This is a genomic window from Streptococcus cuniculi (assembly GCF_001921845.1).
In the GTDB taxonomy this organism is placed as follows: domain Bacteria; phylum Bacillota; class Bacilli; order Lactobacillales; family Streptococcaceae; genus Streptococcus; species Streptococcus cuniculi.
Genome location: NZ_MSJM01000002.1, coordinates 261,930 through 285,140 on the forward strand (window position 1 = coordinate 261,930; position 23,211 = coordinate 285,140).

General features: G+C 43.3%; 24 protein-coding genes. 5 read left to right on the forward strand and 19 right to left on the reverse strand.

From position 1 onward, the window contains the following. The 6 genes from BU202_RS02965 to BU202_RS02990 all read right to left on the reverse strand — a co-directional run bounded on the left by BU202_RS02965 (position 1) and on the right by BU202_RS02990 (position 5,801). Positions 1 to 642, reverse strand: a complete 642-nt coding sequence (locus tag BU202_RS02965) for an amino acid ABC transporter permease (protein WP_075104317.1) — start codon at positions 640 to 642, stop codon at positions 1 to 3. 366 nt (positions 643 to 1,008) lie between these two features. Beyond that, positions 1,009 to 1,470, reverse strand: coding sequence for an SMI1/KNR4 family protein (locus tag BU202_RS02970; protein ID WP_075104318.1), 462 nt, complete (start codon positions 1,468 to 1,470; stop codon positions 1,009 to 1,011). A 33-nt stretch (positions 1,471 to 1,503) separates the two neighbouring features. Beyond that, positions 1,504 to 2,220 carry a TipC family immunity protein gene (locus BU202_RS02975; protein WP_075104319.1) on the reverse strand — a complete coding sequence of 239 codons (717 nt, stop codon included), beginning with the start codon at positions 2,218 to 2,220 and terminating at the stop codon, positions 1,504 to 1,506. 118 nt (positions 2,221 to 2,338) lie between these two features. Next, positions 2,339 to 4,153 (reverse strand): glutamine--fructose-6-phosphate transaminase (isomerizing), encoded by a 1,815-nt coding sequence (gene glmS / locus BU202_RS02980; protein WP_075104320.1) that lies wholly within the window; start codon positions 4,151 to 4,153, stop codon positions 2,339 to 2,341. A gap of 446 nt (positions 4,154 to 4,599) precedes the next feature. Beyond that, positions 4,600 to 5,124 carry a signal peptidase I gene (gene lepB / locus BU202_RS02985; RefSeq protein WP_075104321.1) on the reverse strand — a complete coding sequence of 175 codons (525 nt, stop codon included), beginning with the start codon at positions 5,122 to 5,124 and terminating at the stop codon, positions 4,600 to 4,602. A gap of 47 nt (positions 5,125 to 5,171) precedes the next feature. Continuing rightward, positions 5,172 to 5,801 carry a GDSL-type esterase/lipase family protein gene (locus tag BU202_RS02990; RefSeq protein WP_075104322.1) on the reverse strand — a complete coding sequence of 210 codons (630 nt, stop codon included), beginning with the start codon at positions 5,799 to 5,801 and terminating at the stop codon, positions 5,172 to 5,174. Between the two features lie 76 nt (positions 5,802 to 5,877). On the opposite strand from BU202_RS02990, the gene BU202_RS02995 reads away from it, so the two are divergent. Next, a complete protein-coding gene (locus tag BU202_RS02995; protein ID WP_075104323.1) occupies positions 5,878 to 6,990 on the forward strand; it encodes an NAD(P)/FAD-dependent oxidoreductase in 1,113 nt (370 codons plus the stop codon). 379 nt (positions 6,991 to 7,369) lie between these two features. On the opposite strand, the gene BU202_RS03000 is transcribed toward BU202_RS02995, so the two are convergent. The 9 genes from BU202_RS03000 to BU202_RS03040 all read right to left on the reverse strand — a co-directional run bounded on the left by BU202_RS03000 (position 7,370) and on the right by BU202_RS03040 (position 13,935). Next, on the reverse strand, positions 7,370 to 8,413 hold the full coding sequence (locus BU202_RS03000) for a zinc-binding dehydrogenase (protein ID WP_075104324.1): 1,044 nt from the start codon (positions 8,411 to 8,413) through the stop codon (positions 7,370 to 7,372). A gap of 189 nt (positions 8,414 to 8,602) precedes the next feature. Next, positions 8,603 to 9,757: an MFS transporter gene (locus BU202_RS03005; RefSeq protein WP_075104325.1), complete on the reverse strand. Its 1,155-nt coding sequence runs from the start codon at positions 9,755 to 9,757 to the stop codon at positions 8,603 to 8,605. A gap of 158 nt (positions 9,758 to 9,915) precedes the next feature. Beyond that, positions 9,916 to 10,257: a Lin0368 family putative glycerol transporter subunit gene (locus tag BU202_RS03010; RefSeq protein WP_075104326.1), complete on the reverse strand. Its 342-nt coding sequence runs from the start codon at positions 10,255 to 10,257 to the stop codon at positions 9,916 to 9,918. A gap of 15 nt (positions 10,258 to 10,272) precedes the next feature. Next, positions 10,273 to 10,632 carry a Lin0368 family putative glycerol transporter subunit gene (locus BU202_RS03015; protein ID WP_075104327.1) on the reverse strand — a complete coding sequence of 120 codons (360 nt, stop codon included), beginning with the start codon at positions 10,630 to 10,632 and terminating at the stop codon, positions 10,273 to 10,275. 17 nt (positions 10,633 to 10,649) lie between these two features. Beyond that, the gene (gene dhaL / locus BU202_RS03020) at positions 10,650 to 11,291 is read right to left on the reverse strand and encodes a dihydroxyacetone kinase subunit DhaL (RefSeq protein ID WP_075104328.1); all 642 of its coding nucleotides are present in this window, start codon (positions 11,289 to 11,291) and stop codon (positions 10,650 to 10,652) included. A 5-nt stretch (positions 11,292 to 11,296) separates the two neighbouring features. Then, the gene (locus BU202_RS03025; RefSeq protein ID WP_075104329.1) at positions 11,297 to 12,289 is read right to left on the reverse strand and encodes a dihydroxyacetone kinase subunit DhaK; all 993 of its coding nucleotides are present in this window, start codon (positions 12,287 to 12,289) and stop codon (positions 11,297 to 11,299) included. 18 nt (positions 12,290 to 12,307) lie between these two features. Then, positions 12,308 to 12,691, reverse strand: a complete 384-nt coding sequence (dhaM, locus tag BU202_RS03030; RefSeq protein WP_075104330.1) for a dihydroxyacetone kinase phosphoryl donor subunit DhaM — start codon at positions 12,689 to 12,691, stop codon at positions 12,308 to 12,310. Then, positions 12,692 to 13,498, reverse strand: a complete 807-nt coding sequence (locus tag BU202_RS03035) for a triose-phosphate isomerase family protein (RefSeq protein WP_075104331.1) — start codon at positions 13,496 to 13,498, stop codon at positions 12,692 to 12,694. Then, entirely contained in the window at positions 13,492 to 13,935 is a 444-nt protein-coding gene (locus BU202_RS03040; protein WP_075104332.1) for an RpiB/LacA/LacB family sugar-phosphate isomerase, read from the reverse strand. The genes BU202_RS03035 and BU202_RS03040 overlap by 7 nt, the downstream gene beginning before the upstream one ends. A gap of 244 nt (positions 13,936 to 14,179) precedes the next feature. Here BU202_RS03040 and BU202_RS03045 point away from each other — a divergent pair, with 244 nt between their 5' ends. After that, positions 14,180 to 14,944: a DeoR/GlpR family DNA-binding transcription regulator gene (locus tag BU202_RS03045; protein WP_075104333.1), complete on the forward strand. Its 765-nt coding sequence runs from the start codon at positions 14,180 to 14,182 to the stop codon at positions 14,942 to 14,944. Positions 14,945 to 14,992: 48 nt separating this feature from the next. On the opposite strand, the gene pyk is transcribed toward BU202_RS03045, so the two are convergent. The 3 genes from pyk to BU202_RS03060 form a co-directional block, all read right to left on the reverse strand. Further along, positions 14,993 to 16,498, reverse strand: a complete 1,506-nt coding sequence (gene pyk / locus BU202_RS03050; RefSeq protein WP_075104334.1) for a pyruvate kinase — start codon at positions 16,496 to 16,498, stop codon at positions 14,993 to 14,995. Positions 16,499 to 16,549: 51 nt separating this feature from the next. Next, entirely contained in the window at positions 16,550 to 17,563 is a 1,014-nt protein-coding gene (pfkA, locus tag BU202_RS03055) for a 6-phosphofructokinase (RefSeq protein ID WP_075104335.1), read from the reverse strand. 81 nt (positions 17,564 to 17,644) lie between these two features. Further along, positions 17,645 to 20,752, reverse strand: a complete 3,108-nt coding sequence (locus BU202_RS03060; RefSeq protein ID WP_075104336.1) for a DNA polymerase III subunit alpha — start codon at positions 20,750 to 20,752, stop codon at positions 17,645 to 17,647. Positions 20,753 to 21,010: 258 nt separating this feature from the next. On the opposite strand from BU202_RS03060, the gene BU202_RS03065 reads away from it, so the two are divergent. The 3 genes from BU202_RS03065 to BU202_RS03075 are packed head-to-tail and all read left to right on the forward strand — an operon-like array spanning position 21,011 to position 22,938. Continuing rightward, positions 21,011 to 21,376 carry a GntR family transcriptional regulator gene (locus BU202_RS03065; RefSeq protein WP_075104337.1) on the forward strand — a complete coding sequence of 122 codons (366 nt, stop codon included), beginning with the start codon at positions 21,011 to 21,013 and terminating at the stop codon, positions 21,374 to 21,376. 3 nt (positions 21,377 to 21,379) lie between these two features. Then, positions 21,380 to 22,087 (forward strand): ABC transporter ATP-binding protein, encoded by a 708-nt coding sequence (locus tag BU202_RS03070; RefSeq protein ID WP_075104338.1) that lies wholly within the window; start codon positions 21,380 to 21,382, stop codon positions 22,085 to 22,087. 14 nt (positions 22,088 to 22,101) lie between these two features. After that, the gene (locus BU202_RS03075; RefSeq protein WP_075104339.1) at positions 22,102 to 22,938 is read left to right on the forward strand and encodes a hypothetical protein; all 837 of its coding nucleotides are present in this window, start codon (positions 22,102 to 22,104) and stop codon (positions 22,936 to 22,938) included. Positions 22,939 to 22,991: 53 nt separating this feature from the next. Here the strand turns inward: BU202_RS03075 and BU202_RS10690 are convergent, their stop codons facing one another. Next, positions 22,992 to 23,159 carry an LPXTG cell wall anchor domain-containing protein gene (locus tag BU202_RS10690; protein ID WP_279626012.1) on the reverse strand — a complete coding sequence of 56 codons (168 nt, stop codon included), beginning with the start codon at positions 23,157 to 23,159 and terminating at the stop codon, positions 22,992 to 22,994. Positions 23,160 to 23,211 lie beyond the last annotated feature (52 nt).

Sequence of the window (23,211 nt, forward strand, 5' to 3'; positions counted from 1 at the left end):
CTATTTATAATAATCAAATTTTTTCTCAATCCGATTGGCAACCAAGGTCACAAGCCCAATCATCACCAAGTACAAGGCACCCGCGATAAACATAGGCGCTAGACTAACATCGCGGTTGGCCGCGGTCCGACTAGCAAGAAGCAAGTCATTGACCCCTAGCGCATAAATCAGGGACGTATCCTTGACCAAGGTTGTCACTTCGTTAAAGACGCTTGGAAGAACAATTTTCACCACCTGAGGAAGAACAATGTAGCGAATGGTCTGGACAGGTGTAAATTTCAATACTTTTGCTGCCTCATACTGGCCAGCAGGAATCGCCTCGATTCCCCCACGGAAGATTTCAGAGAAATAAGCCGCATAGTTGAGGGTAAAGGTGATAATCACCGCAGGCATTCGATCAAAGGTAATGCCCACGCTCGGTAAGACATAATAGACAAAAATCAACTGGAGCAACAAGGGCGTCCCACGCATGATGAGCACATAAAGATTCAAAAACCAGAGCAAGGGCTTAAATGGAATTTTCATCAGAAAGGCTACCAGCGCTCCTAATGGAAGAGACAGGAGCAAGACCATCACAAAGACTTGAAAAGATACCAAGGCACCATTTAACAAGCTCGGTAAAATTTCGATAATATATCCCATAATCTCCTCCAAAATAGTAATTAAACCTTAGTATAACAGAAATTTCTGAAAATTAAAAGACCTTTTTCTGCATTTTTATAAGATATAGTGAAATTTTATTCCATTCCAAGGCAGATAAGGTGCCACTGCCTTTTCATCTTCTTTATTATCATAAAAAATGAAGAATAAAAAAGCCTTCAGAAAATCTAAAGGCTAAACTTTTATCTAGTTAAAAACCCTTGTAAAATCTCAAAAACTTCTTCTTTGGAAAATAGAATATCTGCACTTTATCATGCTTTTTAATAAAATGCAATTTTATTGATAAAACAATCAATTTGCTAGTCCTATATTCTGAATATCGAAATACAGGTGCAGGTAGTCCTCACCTTATTCAAGTTCACCGGTGACAATATTCAATAGAAAATCGCCAAAACTTTCATATAATATTTCATCTGTATTAGGTTTTCCATTGGGAACGAACGCTGTCACTGTGGGTTCCCCAACAGAATTCAACTTGTCATAATTCAGACAGTACAGCTCACCATTACCTAATTCATAAATGATTACAAGATAATGAGGAAGACCAATCTCCTCTCTTTCTAACAATGTGAGCCAAACTGAATCAGGCACACTAGAATTCTCAAAGTCTTCTTTAAAAACACCGTAAATTTCTGAAGAACCAAAATTTCCAGCACCGAAACGTGAAACAAAATCACGATAATCATCTGGATACCTCACTCCTAAGGCTTCTTCAGCCAATCTAATCAGACTATCTGAACACTCTCCAAAATAATCCATCATCTCTATATTTTCGAAAATTAAAGAAATGGCTTGTTCATAATTACCCATTCTTTACCTCCATAATTTGGATTTGGGATATCATCACCTACTCCCCATCTCCAACCGTTCTATCTTAACATCTCCTAGGTTATCAAAAGAATAGCGTTGACTGCCTTTGTCAAACCAGCGTTTGAGAACGACATCATTTAGCATATAATCTGACTTTTCACGAATCCAATTGGCGTCTAGCCCATAAGGTTTTAGATACTCTAACACTTCTTTGGTATCCGTCAGCTGCAAACTCGGCAAGCCTTTGGTGGAACTGAAATGGTACATCCCTTTGAGTGTTTCAGCTAAGCTTATTCCTTCATCTGCCTCAACTATATCGTGGTACGCTACAACAAAGGATAGGGAATTATTTGAATTGGAAATCTCTACACTTTCGGTCAATTGATTATCTTTATAATACCAATTTATATAGATATATTGGTCTGGAGATAATTCCTTCGTATATTTAAGTACCATGATATCCTTAAGTCCTACATAAACTACTATGCTTTCATCTTCTTGTAGTAATGTATTTTTTATTGGTAAGCCTTTAATTCTATCTGGCTTTCTATATGCTTGACTACTGTCTAAAACATTGTTTAAATGAGGAAGTTTCACAGGTCCATCTGGATAGACCTCCGCATAATTCATCTCTTTAAAAACATTATCCAGTGATTTATATTCTACGTGTCGGTATACTTGATAGGAGAGAATAAGCAGAATCGGAATGGCAACTATATAAAGCAGTCTTCTTATCGTTTTCTTTTTCATTTGTGCGACCTCCTTCTCTCATCGTCTCTAGTATACTCTATTTTCCCGATTTTGACCATAAAATCATTGCAAACAAAAATCCCCGCAGCAGATCTGCGAGGAAAAGGGGTTATACATCTTATTCAACCGTAACGGCTTTGGCCAAGTTACGTGGTTTATCAACGTCTAGTCCACGTTGAAGGGATGCGTAATAGGCAATCAATTGCGTTGGAATGACCATTGAGATGCTAGAGAGGAATGGATGAACCTTGTTGACCACGATGTCGTCATCTTCACGATCCAAGCCTTCTTCGACAATAGTCAAGATGTGCGCACCACGAGAAACGACTTCTGCAATATTTCCACGGGTATGCGCCGCAACTTTCTCACTAGCTGAAATCAAGGCAATCACGGGGGTACCGTCTTCAATCAGGGAGATGGTTCCGTGTTTCAACTCACCAGCCGCAAATCCCTCACATTGAATATAAGAGATTTCTTTTAATTTGAGCGCAGCTTCAATCGTTACATAGTAGTCATTGCCACGTCCGATATAAAAGGCATTGCGGGTGGTTGCAAGCAACTTCTCAACCTTTTCAGCAATCACATCTTTTTCAGACAAGGTTGCCTCAATCGATTGAGCTACAAGGGACAATTCATGTACCAAGTCAAACTCGCGCGCTTCTTTCTTGCCATTTGCTTCTCCGACTGCTTTTGATAGGAAAGCAAGGGCCGCAACTTGAGCAGTATAAGCCTTGGTAGAAGCTACCGCAATTTCAGGCCCTGCGTGAAGGAGCATGGTATAAGTTGCTTCACGTGAAAGGGTAGAACCTGGTACATTAGTAATAGTCAAACTTGGAATGCCCATTTCATTGGCCTTAACGAGAACCTGACGGCTATCAGCGGTTTCTCCAGACTGGGTCAAGAGGATAAAGAGCGGTTTCTTGCTCAAGAGTGGCATGTGGTAACCCCATTCAGAAGCCACACCCAATTCAACTGGCGTATCAGTTAAGGCTTCAATCATATTCTTAGAAGCATAACCTGCATTGTAAGATGTTCCTGCTGCAAGAATGTAGATGCGGTCTGCTTCCTGAACAGCTTTGACAATGGCTGGATCAACCGTCATCTGACCGTCCGCATCAGAGTATGCGCTAATCAACTTACGCATCACGGTTGGTTGCTCATCGATTTCTTTTAGCATATAGAACGGATAAGTGCCTTTTCCGATGTCTGACAAGTCAAGCTCTGCTGTGTAGCTGCCACGTTCGATAGGATTGCCATCATAGTCCATCACTTCTACGCTCTCTTTTGTCACAATGACCAACTCTTTATCGTGAATTTCCATGTACTCGCTGGTTTCACGAATCATGGCCATGGCGTCTGAACAGACCATATTGTAGCCCTCTCCAAGACCGATGAGAAGCGGAGATTTATTCTTTGCCACATAAATCGTGTCAGGATTAGCAGCATCAATCAAGGCAAAGGCATAAGACCCTTGGATGATGTGAAGGGCTTTTTTGAAGGCTTCAAGGACAGACAAGTCCTCTTCCTCAACAAATTTCCCAATCAAATGCACTGCAATTTCTGTATCTGTCTGCCCCTTGAAATCATGCCCTGCCAAGTAAGTGTTTTTCATTTCAAGATAGTTTTCAATCACACCGTTGTGAACAAGGACGAAACGTCCTGTTTGCGAGGTATGAGGGTGGGCATTGTCTTCCGTTGGTTTTCCATGAGTGGCCCAACGTGTATGACCGATTCCAATCGTCCCTTCTACAGCATCTCCCACCTTAGCGGATAAGTCTGCAATACGGCCCACCGATTTGACCAAGTGTCCTCTTGCCCCACCTGTCACAAAAATTCCCGCTGAATCATAGCCACGGTATTCTAATTTTTCAAGTCCTTGAATTAAAATATCAGTTGCGTTTGTATTTCCTACAACACCAACGATTCCACACATACAATCTACCTTCCGTTTCTAGTAATCTTTTATTGAATACTTAACAAATTCCAACATTCATCCTTTTTGATAATTTCTTAGATAGTGCGGACACAAGCAACTCTCTTCGAGATTTAATTGCTATTTTTTGAACCTAGGGTCTCAAAAAATGCCGTTTCTGGCAAACACTTTGTCTTTGCTAGGAATTCCACTCCAGCGAAAATATCAGATTTGGACTCACTTCGTTCGCCACTCTTTCAACCCCAGTATCAACCAGTCGTTCTGTAGACTGTTGCTACCCGATGTTAGAGAGGAAAACAATATAATGCTGTTTTTTATTTTTATTAAGAAAATTGGTATAGTCATCTATCCGGTAAACAAAACCAATAAAATTAGTATATAGCAAAGATTATTATTTGTCAAATTTAAAATTGGTCTAGTCTAATTTGTGAAGAAAAAAACTAACCCTACTTCTGGGTTAGTCCGATATCGATAAAGCCAAATTCACCGATTGGGCTGACGCGGAAAGTCAGACGCCCGATGACTTGTTTGGATGAAATCAAACCGAGTGTGCGGCTATCTTCGTGGTTGGTGCGAATGTCATTGAGAATCCAATAATTCTTTTTCTCAAGCCGAGGGACAATGACATCTTCTGTATAGTAGTCTTGATGATTGGCTGATTTACTAAGATAGGTTTCCTCGACAATTTCATTGTTGCGGTACAAGACATCGTCCATATAGGTCACGCTATCACCCTCCTTGGCAATAATCCGACCGACATGTTCTGCTCCATCTACTTGATATAAGACAAAATCACCGTATTCGAGTTCCTTGCCTTTTACTGCAATGATGATATCATCTTCTTTGAGGTACTGGTTGGCCATTTCCTTGGTGATGGTGACTGGTTCAAAGACCCAGATACGCAGTGCGATAAGCCCCAAGACCAACAAACCAATAATAATAATGCGATGAATAAAATCCCTTTTTGCCATACTTCTCTCCATTTCTCTATTACTAGTATAGCATATTTTCTCAAAAATTACCTAGGACTTTCTCCCATGATTGCGGCATACACCCTATCTGCTACTAGCTGATTGCCTAGCGGGGTCAAATGCAGCCCGTCGCTATAATACTCTAGATGCCTTTCTGTCAAGGGATAAAAATTAATCCACTCTAGTCCGCGTTCTTCAGCGATTCTAGGAATAATCTCCTGCAACTCGGTGCGTACAATGTCATTATTCAGTCCAAATCGGCTGGTCGGAACATACGGGGGTACTAGGAGATAGACATCTGGTTGACTGGGCATTTTCAGGTAACGATCGACCAGCTCGCCATATTCCTTGATAAAACGCTCTTTATTCCAATAAGGGCCACGACTATCATTGCTTCCAATCATGATGATGACAATATCTGCCTCACTCTCAAGCGACAACTGGGCATTTTTTTCCTGCAAATAAGGATAATCCGAGGTGGACTGTAAAGAACGACCGCTTAAACCAAAATTAGAAACCTGATAATGATGTCCTAATTTGTCAGCCAAGATACTGGGATAGGCATCGCGTTCTCGATTTTCTAAGCCATAACCATAGGTCAAACTATCACCAACAGTCGCAACCTTGATTGCTCCATTTCCAATCGTTAGGACTTCTGGGTACATTACATCCGACATATCTTCTCCTTTTTTTCTATTCTATCATTTTCCAAAAAATAAAGAAACCTTCCTGTCTTTGTGCTATACTAGAGATATGAAACAAAAGAGAATAATCATTATCGGTGGGGGAATCGTTGGCTCTACTGCTGCCTTTTACCTCTCTCAAGACCCAGAAATGCACGTCACACTTATCGATGAAGGAAGAGGCAATGCAACACGGGCTGCTGCTGGTATTATTTGTCCTTGGCTCTCGCAGCGCCGCAACAAAACCTGGTATCACCTAGTGGATAGGGGAGCAGCCTTTTATCTGGAGCTGATGCAGGATTTGCAAAAAGCGGGTATGCCCCAGCTCCCCTACAAGCAAACGGGAACCTTGGTCTTTAAGAAAAAAGACTCCTTGCTGGAGAAATTGGCGACCATGGCACAAGAGAGACGGAACCAGTCTCCCATGATTGGCCAACTCGAAGTGCTAAAAGGGCAAAAGTTAAGAGAACAAGTTCCTCCTCTTGTGACAGACCAGGGAGCTGTTCTCACCCATGGTGGCGGACGGGTCGATGGTGGGCAACTCTTAGACCAACTGCAAGGTCTCTTTCAGCAACAAGGTGGACAATTGCTCAAAGGAAAAGCCCAGCTACTAGCAAACCAACAGGTCCAAGTAGGTGCTGACCTGTATGACTATGACGAAATCATCTTGGCAGCAGGTGCCTGGTTGCCAGGGCTTCTCACGCCTCTTGGCTACGAGGTCGATATTGCCCCGCAAAAAGGACAGCTGCTTGAGCTAGAGACCACCTTTGATACGGATACTTGGCCAGGCTGTATGCTCCATGGAGAAATTGACATTCTGCCATTTGAAGGGGGAAAACTGGTCATCGGAGCGACCCATGAAAATGATCAAGGCTATGATTTATCACTTGATAGGAAGCAAATCCAACAGATGAAAGACATTGCTACTTCTTTTATCCCTGACTTGGCACAATGCGAAATCAGCCAGACCCGCGTTGGAACTCGTGCCTATACCTCGGATTTTCTGCCCTTCTACGGACGACTATCCCAGCAACCTGCTATCCTAGTAGCGAGTGGTCTCGGCTCTTCTGGGCTGACCTGCGGTCCTTTTATCGGCTGGCAATTAGCCCAATCCATCCTCGGACAAAAGACAGGGTTTGATGCAACCCCCTATTCCCCTGATGCTTATATCACCGTCAGATAAAGCGACTAATACCCAAAATCCCTCTTCCGAATGGAAGAGGGATTTTAGAACGTAGATAAACAATTTTCTATTTAAACAAGTTCAAAAGCTCTGCTAACTGAACACTCGATTTCCGATTTTCGCGAGCGGAGCGAGCCCCATCAGATACTTTTCGCTGTGGTAAAAGTAGGGAGTGGGCAAAGATCGTGATTTCGTAGAAATCGATTATCCTCGCTCCTTTGTTTCTGGGCTCGGGCTAAAATAATCCACTGGATTATTTTACTCCGCAGGAAGTCGCTACCGTCCGCACCACCTAAGAAAAGTATCATAAAAGAACTTTTTCTTCAATCTGTATCTCTTTCCATTCGGAAGAGGGATTTTAGAAGGTTTGAATGTGATACTATTCTACAATCAACATAGATTTGATAACCTTGCGGTCTGCCATGTCTTGGTAGGCTTGGTTGACATCGTCCAAGGAGTAAGTTTGGGTAAAGACACGACCTGGATTGATGTCGCCGTCGAGAACGGCTTTGAGCAAGACTTGCTTGTTATAGGTCGTTACAGAGGCTGAACCGCCTGCAACGGAGATATTTTGGGCAAAGGTTGAGCCGAGTGGGCGGCTGTTGTAATGCGGTACACCAACAAAACCAACGCGTCCCCCATTGTGAAGTACACCGAGAGCTTGCTCGATGGCAGCTTCTGTTCCCACACATTCAAGGGCTGCGTCTGCTCCACCGCCTAAAATTTCACGAACTTTGGCAATCCCCTCTTCACCGCGTTCTGCTACGACGGCTGTCGCACCTGATTCCAGGGCCATAGCCTGACGATCGGCATGGCGGCTCATCAAGACAATCTGTGAAGCACCCATCATTTTAGCCGCAATGACCGCACATTGACCAACCGCACCGTCGCCAATCACGACTACCTTGTCTCCGCGTTGAACATGTGCCACCCGCGCTGCATGGTAGCCTGTCGGCATAACATCTGCCAAGGTAAGAAGAGACTTGAGCATGCCTTCTGAATAGTCAGACGGCTGTCCAGGTACCTTCACCAAGGCCCAATTTCCGTAGTGGAAACGGAGGTATTCAGACTGGAAGCCACCGCCCCAGTTGGTCGGCGCTGGGTGATTGTCACAAGTGCCGTCAAATCCTGCCCGACAGGCGTCACAATGCCCGCAACCGTGTGTAAATGGTACGATTACAAAATCGCCCGGTTTGACCGTGGTAATCTCACTTCCGACTTCTTCTACAATCCCCAAGGCCTCATGACCAGAATTGATAGAATGCGCTGCCTTATCATCCCCATGCGAATAAGACCAAAGGTCTGACCCACAGACACAGGCCCGCACAATCTTAATAATGACATCATCCTTTTCTTGAATCTGAGGCTTGTCCACCTCACCGATAATCATAGAGCCAGCCTTTTCAAAAATCGCTGTTTTCATGTACTTTCCTCACTTTCTTTACTTTACTATAGTGGATTGAGCAAGGCATAGGACAAGGCAGGGAGCTACAGATAGAATTGACGTTCATCAAAGCGACTGAACGATGTCCTAACCTTTATTCAATTCACTATAAACTGTTTCTAGTATAGCACTTGAAGTAAACTCCAAGTCAAGGATTTTTACAGAAAATCATCTATTTTTTATCTTGACCAATCCATATGCCAGCAGGCAGGCGATAACCATCAGGCCACTACTGATGTAAAACGGAGTGATGAAGGTTTCAATCTGGAGTTTTTCTAGTAATTTGGTCAGTAAGACAGGTGTTAGAACGACACCGATATTTCCGCCGGTAATCGCAAGACTAGTCACAAAATGAACTTGTTCTTTCGGAAAGTGCTTGGAAATGTAGTAAAAATTAAAGGACATGATGCCGACAAAACTCATCCCCACTAAAATACTAGCCAATACAAAGAGTGGTAAATTGAAAGGGAGGGTAAAGAGAAGATTGCCAAGTCCCATTGCCATCAGGACAGCAAAGAGGGTTCTATCTCCTAATTTCTTTACAATCGGTCCAAAGAAACAGCCTGTGATAATCCCGCTAAAAGCCAAGATGGTAAGCAACTGACTGGACAGGGTGGTGGAAAGACCGTACTGGGTCACGAGTAAACTTGGAATTTTAATGGTCGCACCGATATAACTAATCCCCACTAGGAAGGTGAGACAGACCACCAAGCCCACCTTGCGGTTCCAGACAAGGGCTTCTTTGACAGCTACCTGCGCTTGATGTGTTTCAGGAACGTTGAGATAAAAGAGCACCAAGACCGGGAAGGCTAGCAGATACACTAAAAAGGTATAGTTCACCCCGATGAGCAAGGCATAGCCTGCGACAAAGGTAGTCAAGGCCTTTCCGATATTTAAAAAAGCCGTCCGCAAGCCAATCATCTGTGCTCGCACATCTCCCTCGTAAAAGTCGCTAATTAGGCTGATAGACAGCGAATTGTAGAGTCCAATTCCCACTCCTAACAACAAGCGACAGACAACGATGAGTGGAAAGGAAGTCAAAAACGTTGGCAGGGCACCAAAGATACCAATCAAGCCCAATCCTAGCAAGACGGTTCGCTTGGTACCGAGCCAAGATACGACCAAGTTGCTCAATAAGACCGTAATGGTAATCATCATAGCAGGCACCGTCACCAAACTTTCTACCGAAGCAAGACCAATACTGGTATTCCTTGCGTGGTAGTAGTCATACAATTTGGGAATGGCGGGCGCAATTGCCAAGTGAGACATTAAAAAGATGGAAATCACCAAGAGTGAGAATCGCATCATGGATTTCGTTTTCATGTTTTCTCCTTTCGTTTTACACTATAAAACAAAACATGTAACATTATACACCGAAATAAGTCGAGATACAAGTTTCTACTTGGCCTCTTTGACACATTAAAAAACTCGCTCAACCACTATCGATTCAGCGAGTTTTTTTCATTTTTCAATTGATAGGATTACAAGAAGAATGATAGAATCAATCCTCCGATAAGTCCTCCTACTAATGCGGCTGCTAGATTTGGCATGGCCTTATTTAGTTTTCCGCCACGTGTTAGTGTTGCGACAAACACCCCAACACCTGCTGCAAGCCCCATGTCAATCCAGACAGAACCTGCTTGCGTAATCATTGGTTTTGGAATCCCATGATTCATTGCCCAGACTGTTCCAACGATGAAAGCTGCTGCAATCCAACCACCGATTGCCCCCCAATGTTCGACCATTTTTCCCCAAATCATTTGAATGACAAAAGGAAATACAAAACCACCTACTATTGTCGCAATTGCTTGTTGAATCGTCATACTGTGTTCTCCTCCCTATTTTGCATCCCGTTCCATATCATCTAGAATCTTTGCAGAAACAAAGCCTCCTAGAGCAGCTCCAAGCGCTACTAACAAGAGAGTAGGTACAGAACTAGCGACTTCATTCCAACCGAGTAAAAAAGCATCGCGACAAATACCACAAATGGCAATACCAAGCCCCATATCTACAAAGGCTGCATCATCATCTTGCTTAATCAAGCCAACATAATGATTCATGAACCACATGGGACCGATGATAATAAAGGCTGCAAAATAGCCACCAACAATCCCGTAGGCATTCCCAAATGCTCCCCAAACACTCATTACAATCATACCTGCAATCATGTAACCCAGCGTTGATCGTAAAAATTTCATATCATCTCTCCTTCAATCTAGCCTAACTTCTTCACAAAGCATTCAAATAGTTTCCACGAAGATTCTGCACCTGGATCCCGATGGCCGATAGCTCGTTCACCTAAGCGAAGAGCACGCCCTTTTTTAGCGACAATGTTATCTGTACTTTCTGCACCTTGTTTCATCACAACTAGCGCTTCTTGCATGATTGCTGCTACATCGTCTGCTTCTTGATGCTGTGTCAAATAGTCCATTGCAGGAAGCATGGCATCAATCATAGTCTTATCACCAAGCTCTGCTTTTCCGCGATTTTGTACCGCAGTAACTCCTGCCCGATACATCTCTACAAACTCTGCAAAAGAAACCGCTTGTTTGTTCTGCGCAGCTACCCCCATTTTAAGAAAGAAACTGCCGTATAAGGGACCTGAAGCTCCACCGACTTTTCCTAGAAGAGACATACCTACTTTTTTAAACAAGGTAGAGATATTCTCAGCTGCCGTATCAAATTGTTCTAGTTGCTTGCTGACATCACGAAATCCAATGCTCAAATTGATGCCGTGATCGCCGTCTCCAATACTTGAATCTAAGGAGGTGAGGTAATCCCGTTCTACTTCAATCATTGCAGCCATTTCTTCAATGACAGCTTTAAAATATCCTATATCGAATGTTGTCATTATCATCACTCCTACGCTTTATAGTAAGGGGTATCACATGGCAAATCGAGCAATTCTTTCAATTCTGCGTCCACTCGAAGCAGAGTGATAGACATACCAACCATATCCATTGAAGTGGCAAAGTTGCCTACCAATGATTTATGGATGGCAATTTGATCAGTTGTCAACAATTCGTTCAACTTGCGGTAGCAGATGTATTGATCCATGAGTGGTAAGCCACCTAGGCCATTTACTAATACAGCAACTTCATCTCCAACAGCCAAATCTGTATGTTCTTTGATATAGCTGTAGATTTCTTCTACTACCTCATCAGCTGGACGTAATTTCTCACGACGGATACCTGGTTCTCCATGCAAGCCCATCCCCACTTCCATGTCTCCATCTTCCATTTCGAAAATTTCTTTTCCAGTCACTGGCAAGGTTGCAGACGACAAGGCAACACCCATTGAGAAGGTATTTTCATTCGCCCGTTCAGCTACAGCTTTTACCGCGTCTAAGTCATATCCTTTGGCAGCAGCGGCCGCAGCTACTTTAAATACAAACAAGTCACCTGCAACTCCACGACGATCTTCAAAGTTTTCAGATGAAATCAAATCATCTTTTACAGTAACGGTTTCTACTCGGATACCATCATCTGCTGCTAATTCAGCTCCCATATCGAAGTTCAAGACATCTCCTGCATAGTTACCATAGAGATATAAGCATCCCTTACCACTATCAACGGCTTTTACGGCATTGTAGCATGGTTCTGGAGATGGTGAAGTGTTGACATTGCCGACTACAGCAGCATCAGCAAAATCTTTTCCAACATAGCCCAAGAATAAAGGTTCGTGGCCTGATCCTCCACCGATGATAATCCGCACCCGTGGTTCTTCACTTAGCTGCTGACTAACCACTACACGGTCATCATGCTCTAATAGTTTTACATACTGAGGATTAGCTGCTGCATAGCCTGCTAGCATTTCTTCTACCACATTGTAGCCGTCGTTAATGAGTCTTCTCATGAGTTGTTCCTCCAAAAATTATTTATTTAAAGATATTTCTTCCAATATGTCCTCGGTACAAGCGCCAATCGATGCTTGTACTGCTCCTATAAAAGCTCCTTCAATCAAAGGGGCATCAAATAGGGTCACTTTCTGTCTATCTTCTTCTAAATCCAGCATCTCTATAGCTGTCTCCGAACTGAGGATAGAACTTCCAATGTCTGCAAAAATATAGATTTCTTCGCATTCACAACAGGCGTTCAGATGTTCGTAGATGGTAATGGCATTGGTTCCTAAACGACCATCGCCAGTTCCGCCTGCTGAAATAATTCGTACAGCTGTAGAATCTATCATTTCCTCCAGCATTTCCTTCAACCCCTCTGATATTTTTTCAGAATGGGATACTAAAATGATTGCTTTCACCTACTCACCTTCCTGCCTTTTTATCTGATGAACGAGTCGAATAATCTCTGCAAAATGATGCGGATTATGACCGAAACGTCCGACAAAGACTCCGTCCACGTTTTCATCTTTCACTAGCGTCTTCGTATTTTCTTTACTCACAGATCCACCGTAAATAATCCTGACAGAAGCTGCAACCTCTGTTCCATAGTCACGAGCGAGAATCTCACGAATGATGCGATGGGAGGCCCATACATAGGCATCATCTGCGGCCTCTGCTTGACCAATCGCCCAAACAGGCTCATAGGCAATGACTAGACGCTTGAGGTCATGACTGCTGATACCAGCTACTGCTGTCGATAGTTGCTGCATAAAATAGTCTTGCCTTACTTCTTCTGTGCACCGAACAGAATCGCCGATGCAAAGAACAGGAGTCAAATCTGCCTCAAAGGCTAGCTGCAACTTCTGATGGATGAGCTCATCTGTCTCACCAAAGTATTTCCGACGTTCAGCATGACCCAGCTCTACATAAGAGCCTCCCATATCGATTAATGATTCGATAGAAAACTCGCCCGTCATTGCTCCATTCGCAATGGGAGCGATATTTTGAGCACCGTAGCCTACCCCACTGCCTCGCAACATAGTCGCTGTTTGATGTAGAACCCCTAGGCTTGGAAAATAAAATAAGTCAACATCGGCATCTGCTAACGAGTCTAGTTCCTTCAAGAAACCTGCTAGGTACTCTTTTTCTAATGCCATCGTATTGCGATAATTTTTCTGGCTCAAACCCACAATCGGTCTACGTGTGTTTTTTCTGTCCTCTAGCATCTATTTTCCAACTCCATCACTTGCGCAATTTTTTTAGAAGAAGGACTTTCCACAAAGTGTTGTCCCAAGAAGGTAAGGACTAGTTCAGCGGCTAAATCTTGACCCACAACCTTGGAGCCGATGGTGATAATGTGAGCATTATTACTCAATTCCGCACGTTTCGCAGAGTAGACATCATGTACCTGTGCCGCACGAATCCCTTTGATCTTATTTGCAGCCATCGCCATTCCGATTCCTGTCCCGCATAATAAGATTCCCTTTTGTACTTCACCTGCTAAAATGCCATTCGATACTTTTTCTGCAATCCCTGGATAGTCAATACTGTCTTCGGAATAGCAACCATAATCTTCTACGTCATATCCATGACTTGCAAGCACTGTTTTAATAAACTCTTTTAATACGTAAGCATTATTATCTGCTCCAATTCCAACTTTCATATAGCACACCTCTCTTAAAATTTACTATCACAATGATACCGCTTTCTTTTCTTTTTGTCAATATTTTTTTGTTTTTTAGGATAAAAAGATAAATAAAAAGAAAGAAAAGAAAATAATTAGAAAGTATAAAACATTAAAATCTTCACAATACTTACTTTATATATGCTTTTACTTGACATTTTCCACTATTTTCGCTATGATAACGTATTGATAACCGTAAGAAAGATCGAATCGGAGAATGACCATGTATCAGGAAGAAAGACATAGAAAAATACTTGATATTTTATCTCAAAAAAAAAGTATACGTGTCAAAGATTTAAGCGAAGAGTTAGGGGTATCCCTTGTAACCATTCGGAATGATTTGGCGATACTTTCCCAGAAAAAACTAGTGGATCGAAGTCATGGAAAAGTGAGTGTCATCGATTCTTTAAACTTCCCAGCGCACACTTCCTATAATTTTAGAAGTAAGAAAAACGATGTCTTAAAACAACAAATCGCTCAAAAAGCATTTGACTTGCTTCAAACAAATGAGTGTATCCTCATCGATGCAAGCTCTACTGCTTACGAGTTGAGCAAATTGATTAGCCAGTCCTCTCTTCGCCTCACGGTGTTAACGAATGGAATGATGACTGCCGAGCTCTTAAAAGATGTTCCTAATATCACTACGATTCTCATCGGAGGGATTCTCAGAGGACGCTCCAACGCTATTGAGAGCACCTTGGGAGCAGAGATGTTGGTCAAGATGAACATCAATAAATTATTTGTCTCTGCGCATTCTTTCAATTTGGCAGATGGCTTGTCAGACTTTAACATTTACGAGGTTGAACTAAAGAAGATGATGGTCAAGCACTCGGAAAAAGTCATTGCCTTGATCGATTCTTCAAAACTAGAAAATTCTTCTGTTGCAACCTTTCTAAGCGCTGATCAGATTGATACCTTCATTACTGACAATCATATTCCCGCTGACCTGTTAGAAAAATACCGACATTCTGGTTTGCATATCGTATAATCGCACCAAAAAAGCCTTAGTGATGTTCACTAGGCTTTTATCTTGCTTTTATTTTACAGTACGGACACGCATGGTGTTTGTTGAACCAGCAACACCAACTGGCACACCTGCTACGATAACAATATCGTCGCCTGATTGAACGAGACCTGCTTTAATCGCTTCGCGTTCTGCCAATTCAAACATGTCATCTGTAGAAGCTGGTTTGTCTGTCACGATTGGAATAACTCCCCAGTTAATCATCAATGATTTTTGCACTTCTTCTGTAAAGGTTACAGCCAAGATGTCTGCATCTGGACGGTATTTAGAGATAGAACGGGCTGAAAATCCAGTTTCTGTTACTGTAACGACCAACTTGATATCCATTGAGTGACACGCATCACGAACTGCTGACGCAATCACTTCTGTCTTACTTGTACGCTCAAAGTTAGAAGCATCCAAACGACCGTATTCGTTCAAGAGAGTTTGGGCATTTTTAGCGATGGTTGCCATTGTACGAACGGACTCAACTGGGTATTTACCGTTTGCTGACTCACCTGAAAGCATGGTTGCGTCTGTTCCGTCGATGACCGCGTTGAATACGTCTGATACTTCTGAACGAGTCGCACGTGGTTTTTCAGTCATGGTTTCAAGCATGTTGGTTGCTGTGATAACGGCTTTACCTGCTGCGTTGACTTTAGTGATGATCATTTTTTGGTAAACTGGAACCATTTCAAATGGTACTTCAATCCCCATGTCACCACGCGCAATCATGATACCGTCTGCTGCTTCGATGATTTCGTCAATGTTGTCAATCCCTTGTTGGTTTTCGATTTTCGCAAACAATTTCACGTGAGTATTTCCAGTTTCTTCACAGATTGCACGTACTTCGTTGACATCTTTTGCAGTACGAACGAATGAAATTGCGATAAAGTTCAAGCCTTGCTCAAGACCGAAACGGATGTCTGCGTTATCACGCTCAGCAAGCGCTGGGAAAGGAATTTTAGTGTAAGGAATGTTTACACCTTTTTGTTTTGCAATAACACCGTCATTTTCAACCGTTACTTCAAATTCACGTTTTTCATCGTCTTTGGCAAAGACACGAAGACCAAGTTTGCCATCGTCCACAAGGATTTGTTTGCCGACTTCAACGTCATCATAGATGTCAAGACCACCAGCAACGTTCAAGGCAATCACTTCACGAGTTGATTTGATTCCTTGTTTGGTAGCAACACGAAGCGTTTCACCAGTTGTGTACTCGTATTCTTTTGCATCGCCTTCAAACAATTCTGTACGGATTTCAGGACCTTTTGTATCAAGCAAGAAACCAACTTTTTGACCAGCGATTTCTTCAGCACGACGTACTGTTGCCATACGGTCACCTTGCTCTTGGTGGTCACCGTGTGAGAAGTTGAAACGGAATACGTTTGCGCCTTCTTTAATCAATTCAGCGATTTTCTGAGCAGATGCTTCAACATCTAATTTTTCACCCCAGTAACCATCTTCACCGAATTTTTTACCACCACGGATTTCAACCGCAGGACCTAATGTAGCAACAAGTTTTACGCGTTTATTCATGATTTGTTTTCTCTCCTTCTGTTGTATCAAGTTTATACAAGCATCATCGATTTAGTAACGAGACAAGCTACGAGCGAGTCCAGCTAACTTAGCATCCCCTTTATGAGGGTTGTTGACAATAATCTTACCGTCTTCACCGAGGCAGAAAAGGGCATTTTCTTCTTTTGTACCAAGGATTGGGTTGGCAACGAGGTCATCTTTATGAACACCAACAGCAAGACCACCGCGGCCTTCTTTTAGAAGTTCCACAGCATAAGCCCCCAAGCGAGATGCAAGAACGCGGTCACGAACCGTTGGACGACCACCACGTTGGATGTGACCAAGTTCGATGGCACGAAGGTCGCTGGTATCGCCAGCTTCTTTCAATTTCTTCGCAAATTCATGAGCGGACATCACTCCTTCAGCAAGCATGACGATGTTGTGGTTTTTCCCTTTTTCGTAGCCCTTGCGGATGCTTGCAACCACCTCTTCAATCTGGAAGTCTTCCTCTGGGACGATGATTTCGTCTGCACCGATGGCAATACCAGTCCAAAGAGCGATGTCACCAGCGTGGCGACCCATCACTTCCACAACGAAAGTACGGCGGTGGCTCATGGCTGTGTCACGAATTTTATCAACCGCATCCATTACTGTCATACATGCTGTGTCAAAACCGATTGTAAAGTCTGTACCTGGAATGTCGTTATCAATTGTACCTGGGATACCGATAGCTGGGAAACCATGCTCTGTCAAGCGCATCGCTCCGTGGTAAGAACCATCTCCACCGATTACCACGACACCTTCGATGCCATGTTTTTTCAATTGCTCAATCCCTTTTAATTGACCTTCTAATTGAGCAAACTCTGGGTAGCGGGCAGAATACAACATGGTACCACCAGTACCGAGAATCCCGCTAACGCCTTCTTTTGTCAATGGAAAAATGTCTCCAGCAACCATTCCGGCATAACCATAGTTAATCCCGAAGACTTCCATTCCTTCTGAAATTGCTTTACGAACGACCGCACGAACGGCAGCATTCATACCAGGGGCGTCACCGCCACTAGTTAAAACAGCAATACGTTTCATTTAACTAATGCTCCTTTTTTCATTTTTAACTGTATCATTATACCACATTTACCCGCAGTATGCTTGACTTTTTACTAATTTTTACCGAAAAACCGTTTTCATTGAAACTTTCTGTAAGCGACTTTGCAAATGGGCTGATTTTTCGACAAATATCCGTTCTAATTGGACGGTCTGATTGCTATCTTGGTAGTGCAAAATGACTGGAATCGTTCCTGGATACTCGGCCAAAATTGCAGCAATATTCTGGTCATGCTCTCGATTTTCCAGCAAAATCCAAAATTTTTCAGTGCTTGGTTGCTCCAGCCTATCCAAGACCAACTGCAATTGACCATCTCTGTCTTGAACCTTGCCTGTCAGATAGAACATCTCGCCTTCTTTCAAGAGATTCTGATAGCGCTGGTAGATGTCTGGAAAGAGGGTCACATCGAGTTTTTTCTTGGTATCGGTCACTTGGACAAAGGCCATTTGTTGCCCCGTTTTTTTGGTACGGATAACCCGAACCGACTGAACTTGTCCTAGAACTGTAGCTCCACTTCCTGCCACCAATTCCGCAAATGGGGTATGAGGCTTGCTAGAAGATTTCGCTAATAATACCAAGGGGTGGGGACTGATGCCGACCCCGATAATGGACTGCTCCAAACTAAATTTTTCACTGTCACTATAGTCTTCGGCATCCAGCCAACTATAGGTCTCTTCCGAAAAGAAGGTTCCAAAGGTATCCGCAAAGACAAAGAGATTGTCCAAGTTTTCCAAAATCTTCTTACGATTGGGCTCAAAGTCATCGAACAAACCAAGCTGAATCAAGGGTTTCAGGGTCTCCTGCTTTTTAAACGGAGCAGGCAGGCGCAGGATAAAATCCTCCACACTCTTAAACGGGCGCTCCTCAATCATCCAAAAGGCCAATTCTTTGGGCAATCCCTTGATATTTTTCAAGCCCATGTAAATCTTTTTCTCATCAAATTTATCGTGGTAGGGAATGCTGTTAATCGTGACAGGCGCAACTTGGAAATCAAACTGCAGGGTATCTGAAATGTAATCACTGCTTGAGTAGTTGAGCATGATGTCAAAAAAGACATCGGGATAATGGGTTTTAAAGTAGGCCAACTGAAAGGCAAGAGCCGAATAAGCATAGGCGTGGCTACGGTTGAAACCATATCCTGCAAATTTTGCCATCATGGCAAAAATCCTTCTTGCCTTGTCCTCCTCATGTCTATTTTGAATGGCTCCTGCAAGGAAGTCCGCTTCCATGCTCTGCATTTCTGCCTTGTTTTTCTTAGACATGGCGCGGCGCAACAAGTCGGCTTTCCCAAGAGTAAAGCCTGCAAAGCGCTGGGCAATCTGCATGACCTGCTCCTGATAGAGCATGATGCCATAGGTCGGCTGCAAAATATCAGCAATCGAATCATCCAATAGGTCAACGGTTTCCTGACCGTGCTTGCGCTTGACAAAGTTATCCGAGTAATCACTAGCTCCTGGACGATTGAGACTGGTGGTTGCTACAACGTCCTCAAATCGGCTTGGTTGAACCCGCTTGAGCAGGTGAATGGCTCCTGGCTGCTCAAATTGGAAAATCCCCTTGGTCTGCCCCTTGGCAAAGAGTTCTAGGGTGGCCTTATCTTCCAAGTCGATGTCTGAAATCACCATCTTCTTGCCGTATTTTTCCTCCACAGCTGCTGCCATTTTCTGGACGAAGGTCAGATTGCGCAAACCGAGGAAATCCATTTTTAATAAACCATTAGCTTCTACAGCATGAGCATCATACTGGGTAATCAGCATGTCCTCACCTGCCTTTAAGGGAATGGTATCGGTCAACTCCTCATCGCTCATCACGACCCCCGCTGCATGAATGGAGGTCTGGCGTGGTTGTCCCTCAATCTGCTGGGCGATGGCATAGGCTTTTTGGTATTCGATTTTACTATTGATGACCTGACGAAAAGACGCGTTTCGTTCATAGGCAGTAGCTAGCGTATCACGGAAAGAAATCTTCTTCGTGATTGCGCTGACTTCATATTCTGGTGTTCCATAGCGCTTTAAGACATCCCGCAGGGCCTGCTTGGCTCCAAAGGTAGAGTAGGTCACAATCTGCGCCGCATGGAAAGTCCCGTAGCGCTCCCGCACATAGCGGATAAAATCCCCGCGGTGAATATCTGGAATGTCAATATCAATATCAGGCATACTGTAGCGTTCGACATTTAAAAACCGCTCAAAGAGAAGCGCATGCTTGACGGGGTCAATCCCTGTAATGTAGAGGGCATAGGCTACCAGACTTCCAACCGCAGAGCCACGTCCCATACCCATGTAGTAGCCCTGACTGCGACCAAAACGCAACAAATCCCAGACAATTAAGAAATAGTCATCAAAGCCCATCTGGTGAATGACCGCTAGCTCCTGTTCTAGACGCTCCTGATATACAGGACTAGTCAGGCCTCTACTTCGCAGGCCTTCTTCCGCCTTTTCACGGAGTTCTTCCACTGCTAGGCGCTCCCGATTAAAACGTGGCAACTTCAAGGTCTTATCCAGTTCATAGGAAATGCCAGAAACCAAGCGGTTCAATTCGTCTAACGCTTCTGGAAAACGTTGTCCAAACATCGCTGCAAGACTTTCTGGGCTGACAAAAGACTGATGATGAACCAACTGCGACACTTGATTGAGAGGGACATTTTCCTGAATCGCATGGAGAACCTGCAAGACCTCTACTTGACTTTCCTCAAAATACCGCACGGTGTGAAGTGGAATCAAGGGACGACTAGATGGTACAACTGGCGTCGTCTCACAGACCCCAATGTAAAAATCAATCCCTAAATCATAGTCCTCAATCCCATCAAAATAGGGGATAATCAGAGCAATCCCTGTCAAGTACGGTCGAATAGACTCAAATTCTCTCTGCCCTGTCATCTTGGCCGTTGAGATTTTCAAGAGATTTTGGTAGCCTGCTGTATTTTGGGCAATCAATTGAACCACCAAGGTCTCATCTTGTGAGAGATATAGCTCCATCTCACAGCCAATAATCGGCTGGATTCCTGCTTTCTCACAAGCCTCCATAAAGGAATAGGCCGCGTACAGATTATCACGATCCATGATGCCTAGATGCGTGTAGCCCATTTCCTTGGCACGCGCAACATAGCGCTCGATGGTCATCATACTATCCATAAAGCTATAGACGGTCTTGGTATCCAACTGTGCTAGCATATATCCCCTCATTTTCTTTCTATTTCTATGTCCTTTTTTTCTTATCTACTATTATACACGAAAAATAGCCCCCTTGCTACTCTTGGCTTTGGCATCCTTGTAGGCAATCCTATTTTAAAAAAGATGGATTTTTTAGAATAAAATAAGAAATAATACTTGCAATCTTAAACAGAAAATTGTATTATATATATAAGACAAAGATACAGAGTGGCAGATGACTGTCTGTCACCTTATAAAATATCATTGAAAGGAGCTATCATGGCTTGGAAATTCGATAACAACTTCCCAATCTATATACAGATTGCCAATACCATTAAGTTGCAAATTGTGACGCACCAACTCAATTCTGGAGATAAACTCCCGACCGTGCGTGATTTAGCAGAAATTGCTGGGGTCAATCCCAATACCGTTCAACGGGCCTTGTCTGATCTCGAAAGCGAAGGATTTGTTTATTCAGTCCGCACAACAGGACGCTTCGTGACAGATAATCTCGACCTGATTCAGCAGACCCGGGTCAGTTTGGCCAAAGACGAGTTAGAGAACTTTGTGACCAATATGTTAGACCTGGGATTTGAGCAAGAAGAGCTCGTTCAGCAATTGGAAAATTATCTACAAGGAGAATAGGATATGGAAAAGAATTTTACCCTCGTTGAAATCCAGCAAGTATCAAAAGCATACGGCGGATTGGTAGCCTTAAATAATATCAATCTCAAACTGTCAGCTGGAAAAATTATCGGTCTCTTGGGACCAAATGGCTCTGGTAAGACGACCTTAATCAAATTGCTCAACGGTCTACTCCAACCCGAATACGGTCAAATTTTAATCAACGGTCGCAGACCATCTCCTGAAACCAAGCAAATCGTGTCTTATCTACCCGATACGACTTACTTGGATGAACACATGCGAATCACCGAAGCCATTGATTTCTTCAAGGATTTCTACGCTGATTTCGATGAGGCACGTGCGCTTCACCTGCTTCAAGACCTCAACATTGAGCTCAACAGTCGCATCAAGCACTTATCAAAAGGAAACAAGGAAAAAGTTCAGTTGATTTTGGTCATGAGCCGGCAAGCCCTCCTCTATATCCTCGATGAACCGATTGGTAGTGTGGACCCTGCTGCCCGTGACTATATCTTGCGAACCATCATCAACAACTATTCTCCAACCTCTTCTGTCTTGATTTCAACCCACTTGATTTCAGATGTCGAACAGATTCTCGATGAAGTCATCTTCCTCCAGTACGGCAGTGTCATTCGCCACAGTGATGTCGATGATTTGCGCATCGAAAGCGGAGAATCCATTGACGAACTTTTCCGCCGTGAGTTTAAGGCTTAGTAAAGGAGATGACTATGTTTGGAAAGTTATTAAAATATGAATTTAAGGCAGTCGGCAAATGGTATCTTGGCCTCTATGCCGCAGCTGGACTACTCTCTGTCATTATTGGTTTGTGGATTCAAAATATCATGAGTAGGGCAAGTATTGAAGGCATCTCTAATTATTCAAATGGCTATCAGTTTGCACAAAGTGTAGAGGCTATCTTCTTTGTAGCGATTATGGTTGGTCTTGCTCTTATTATCGCAGGTCTCTTCCTCTCAACCTTCTTTCTCATTGTCAATCGTTTCCGTAAAAACGTCTACGGCCGTCAGGGCTACTTGACCATGACCCTTCCTGTCACCAATCACCAGATTATCCTTAGTAAGTTGACTGCAGGCTTTGTTTGGAGTTGTTTATCGTCGATTGCAACTGTCCTCTGCCTCTTCATTATTACCTTTATCGCCGTCGTTCCCAATACAGAGTTATCAATGGGTGAGGTATTTCTTGCGATAAACGAAGCCTTTAAAGAATTGACAGGTCTCAACTTCTTCATTTATTATGGGTTCCTCCTCATGATTAGTACCGTTCACTCAATTCTCTTAATTTACTTTGCGATTTCACTCGGCCAACTCTTCAAGGACCACCGTACCTTGCTTGCTGTTGTCTTCTATTTTGGGATAAACTTTGTAGAAGGTATTCTCACATCCATTCTCCTTGCAACATCCGGCACTTTCTCTACTCTAGGGAATATCTATAATGGCGGAACCTTTGACGCCTATTATATTTACTCTCTAATCCTTAGTATTCTCCTAGCAAGCGGCTACTACTTCGGTACCCACTACATCATGACAAAAAAATTGAATCTTCAATAATCACAAAAATCTCTGAAACACGATTGTTTCAGAGATTTTTTAGTAAGAACGCATTACTCGCTCTTCTTATTTTTTCTAACCATGGCTAGTCCTGCTGCAAGCGATAGAATACCTAGCCAGAAGCCTGCCGTTGAGAACTCGCTACCTGTTTTTGGTAAGCCTTTCCGATTCTTTCTTACTGGCGCTCTTGGCTCATCTTGCGACTGTGACTGGTCACTCACCTTTGGTGGCTCTGATCCAGAACTTGGCGGTGGTGTTTTCTGATCATCCGTC

What these genes read in the sequence shown, in the direction of transcription:
- BU202_RS03065 (WP_075104337.1), top strand. Translation starts at nt 21,011, where the DNA reads ATGGCTTGGAAATTCGATAACAACTTCCCAATCTATATACAGATTGCC.
- BU202_RS03060 (WP_075104336.1), bottom strand. Translation starts at nt 20,752, where the DNA reads ATGCTAGCACAGTTGGATACCAAGACCGTCTATAGCTTTATGGATAGT.
- BU202_RS02970 (WP_075104318.1), bottom strand. Translation starts at nt 1,470, where the DNA reads ATGGGTAATTATGAACAAGCCATTTCTTTAATTTTCGAAAATATAGAG.
- BU202_RS03040 (WP_075104332.1), bottom strand. Translation starts at nt 13,935, where the DNA reads ATGAAAGTTGGAATTGGAGCAGATAATAATGCTTACGTATTAAAAGAG.
- BU202_RS02975 (WP_075104319.1), bottom strand. Translation starts at nt 2,220, where the DNA reads ATGAAAAAGAAAACGATAAGAAGACTGCTTTATATAGTTGCCATTCCG.
- glmS (WP_075104320.1), bottom strand. Translation starts at nt 4,153, where the DNA reads ATGTGTGGAATCGTTGGTGTTGTAGGAAATACAAACGCAACTGATATT.
- BU202_RS02995 (WP_075104323.1), top strand. Translation starts at nt 5,878, where the DNA reads ATGAAACAAAAGAGAATAATCATTATCGGTGGGGGAATCGTTGGCTCT.
- BU202_RS03010 (WP_075104326.1), bottom strand. Translation starts at nt 10,257, where the DNA reads ATGACGATTCAACAAGCAATTGCGACAATAGTAGGTGGTTTTGTATTT.
- BU202_RS03075 (WP_075104339.1), top strand. Translation starts at nt 22,102, where the DNA reads ATGTTTGGAAAGTTATTAAAATATGAATTTAAGGCAGTCGGCAAATGG.
- BU202_RS02965 (WP_075104317.1), bottom strand. Translation starts at nt 642, where the DNA reads ATGGGATATATTATCGAAATTTTACCGAGCTTGTTAAATGGTGCCTTG.
- BU202_RS02990 (WP_075104322.1), bottom strand. Translation starts at nt 5,801, where the DNA reads ATGTCGGATGTAATGTACCCAGAAGTCCTAACGATTGGAAATGGAGCA.
- pfkA (WP_075104335.1), bottom strand. Translation starts at nt 17,563, where the DNA reads ATGAAACGTATTGCTGTTTTAACTAGTGGCGGTGACGCCCCTGGTATG.
- BU202_RS03045 (WP_075104333.1), top strand. Translation starts at nt 14,180, where the DNA reads ATGTATCAGGAAGAAAGACATAGAAAAATACTTGATATTTTATCTCAA.
- BU202_RS03015 (WP_075104327.1), bottom strand. Translation starts at nt 10,632, where the DNA reads ATGAAATTTTTACGATCAACGCTGGGTTACATGATTGCAGGTATGATT.
- pyk (WP_075104334.1), bottom strand. Translation starts at nt 16,498, where the DNA reads ATGAATAAACGCGTAAAACTTGTTGCTACATTAGGTCCTGCGGTTGAA.
- BU202_RS03005 (WP_075104325.1), bottom strand. Translation starts at nt 9,757, where the DNA reads ATGAAAACGAAATCCATGATGCGATTCTCACTCTTGGTGATTTCCATC.
- dhaL (WP_075104328.1), bottom strand. Translation starts at nt 11,291, where the DNA reads ATGATAATGACAACATTCGATATAGGATATTTTAAAGCTGTCATTGAA.
- lepB (WP_075104321.1), bottom strand. Translation starts at nt 5,124, where the DNA reads ATGGCAAAAAGGGATTTTATTCATCGCATTATTATTATTGGTTTGTTG.
- BU202_RS03035 (WP_075104331.1), bottom strand. Translation starts at nt 13,498, where the DNA reads ATGCTAGAGGACAGAAAAAACACACGTAGACCGATTGTGGGTTTGAGC.
- BU202_RS03025 (WP_075104329.1), bottom strand. Translation starts at nt 12,289, where the DNA reads ATGAGAAGACTCATTAACGACGGCTACAATGTGGTAGAAGAAATGCTA.
- BU202_RS03070 (WP_075104338.1), top strand. Translation starts at nt 21,380, where the DNA reads ATGGAAAAGAATTTTACCCTCGTTGAAATCCAGCAAGTATCAAAAGCA.
- BU202_RS03000 (WP_075104324.1), bottom strand. Translation starts at nt 8,413, where the DNA reads ATGAAAACAGCGATTTTTGAAAAGGCTGGCTCTATGATTATCGGTGAG.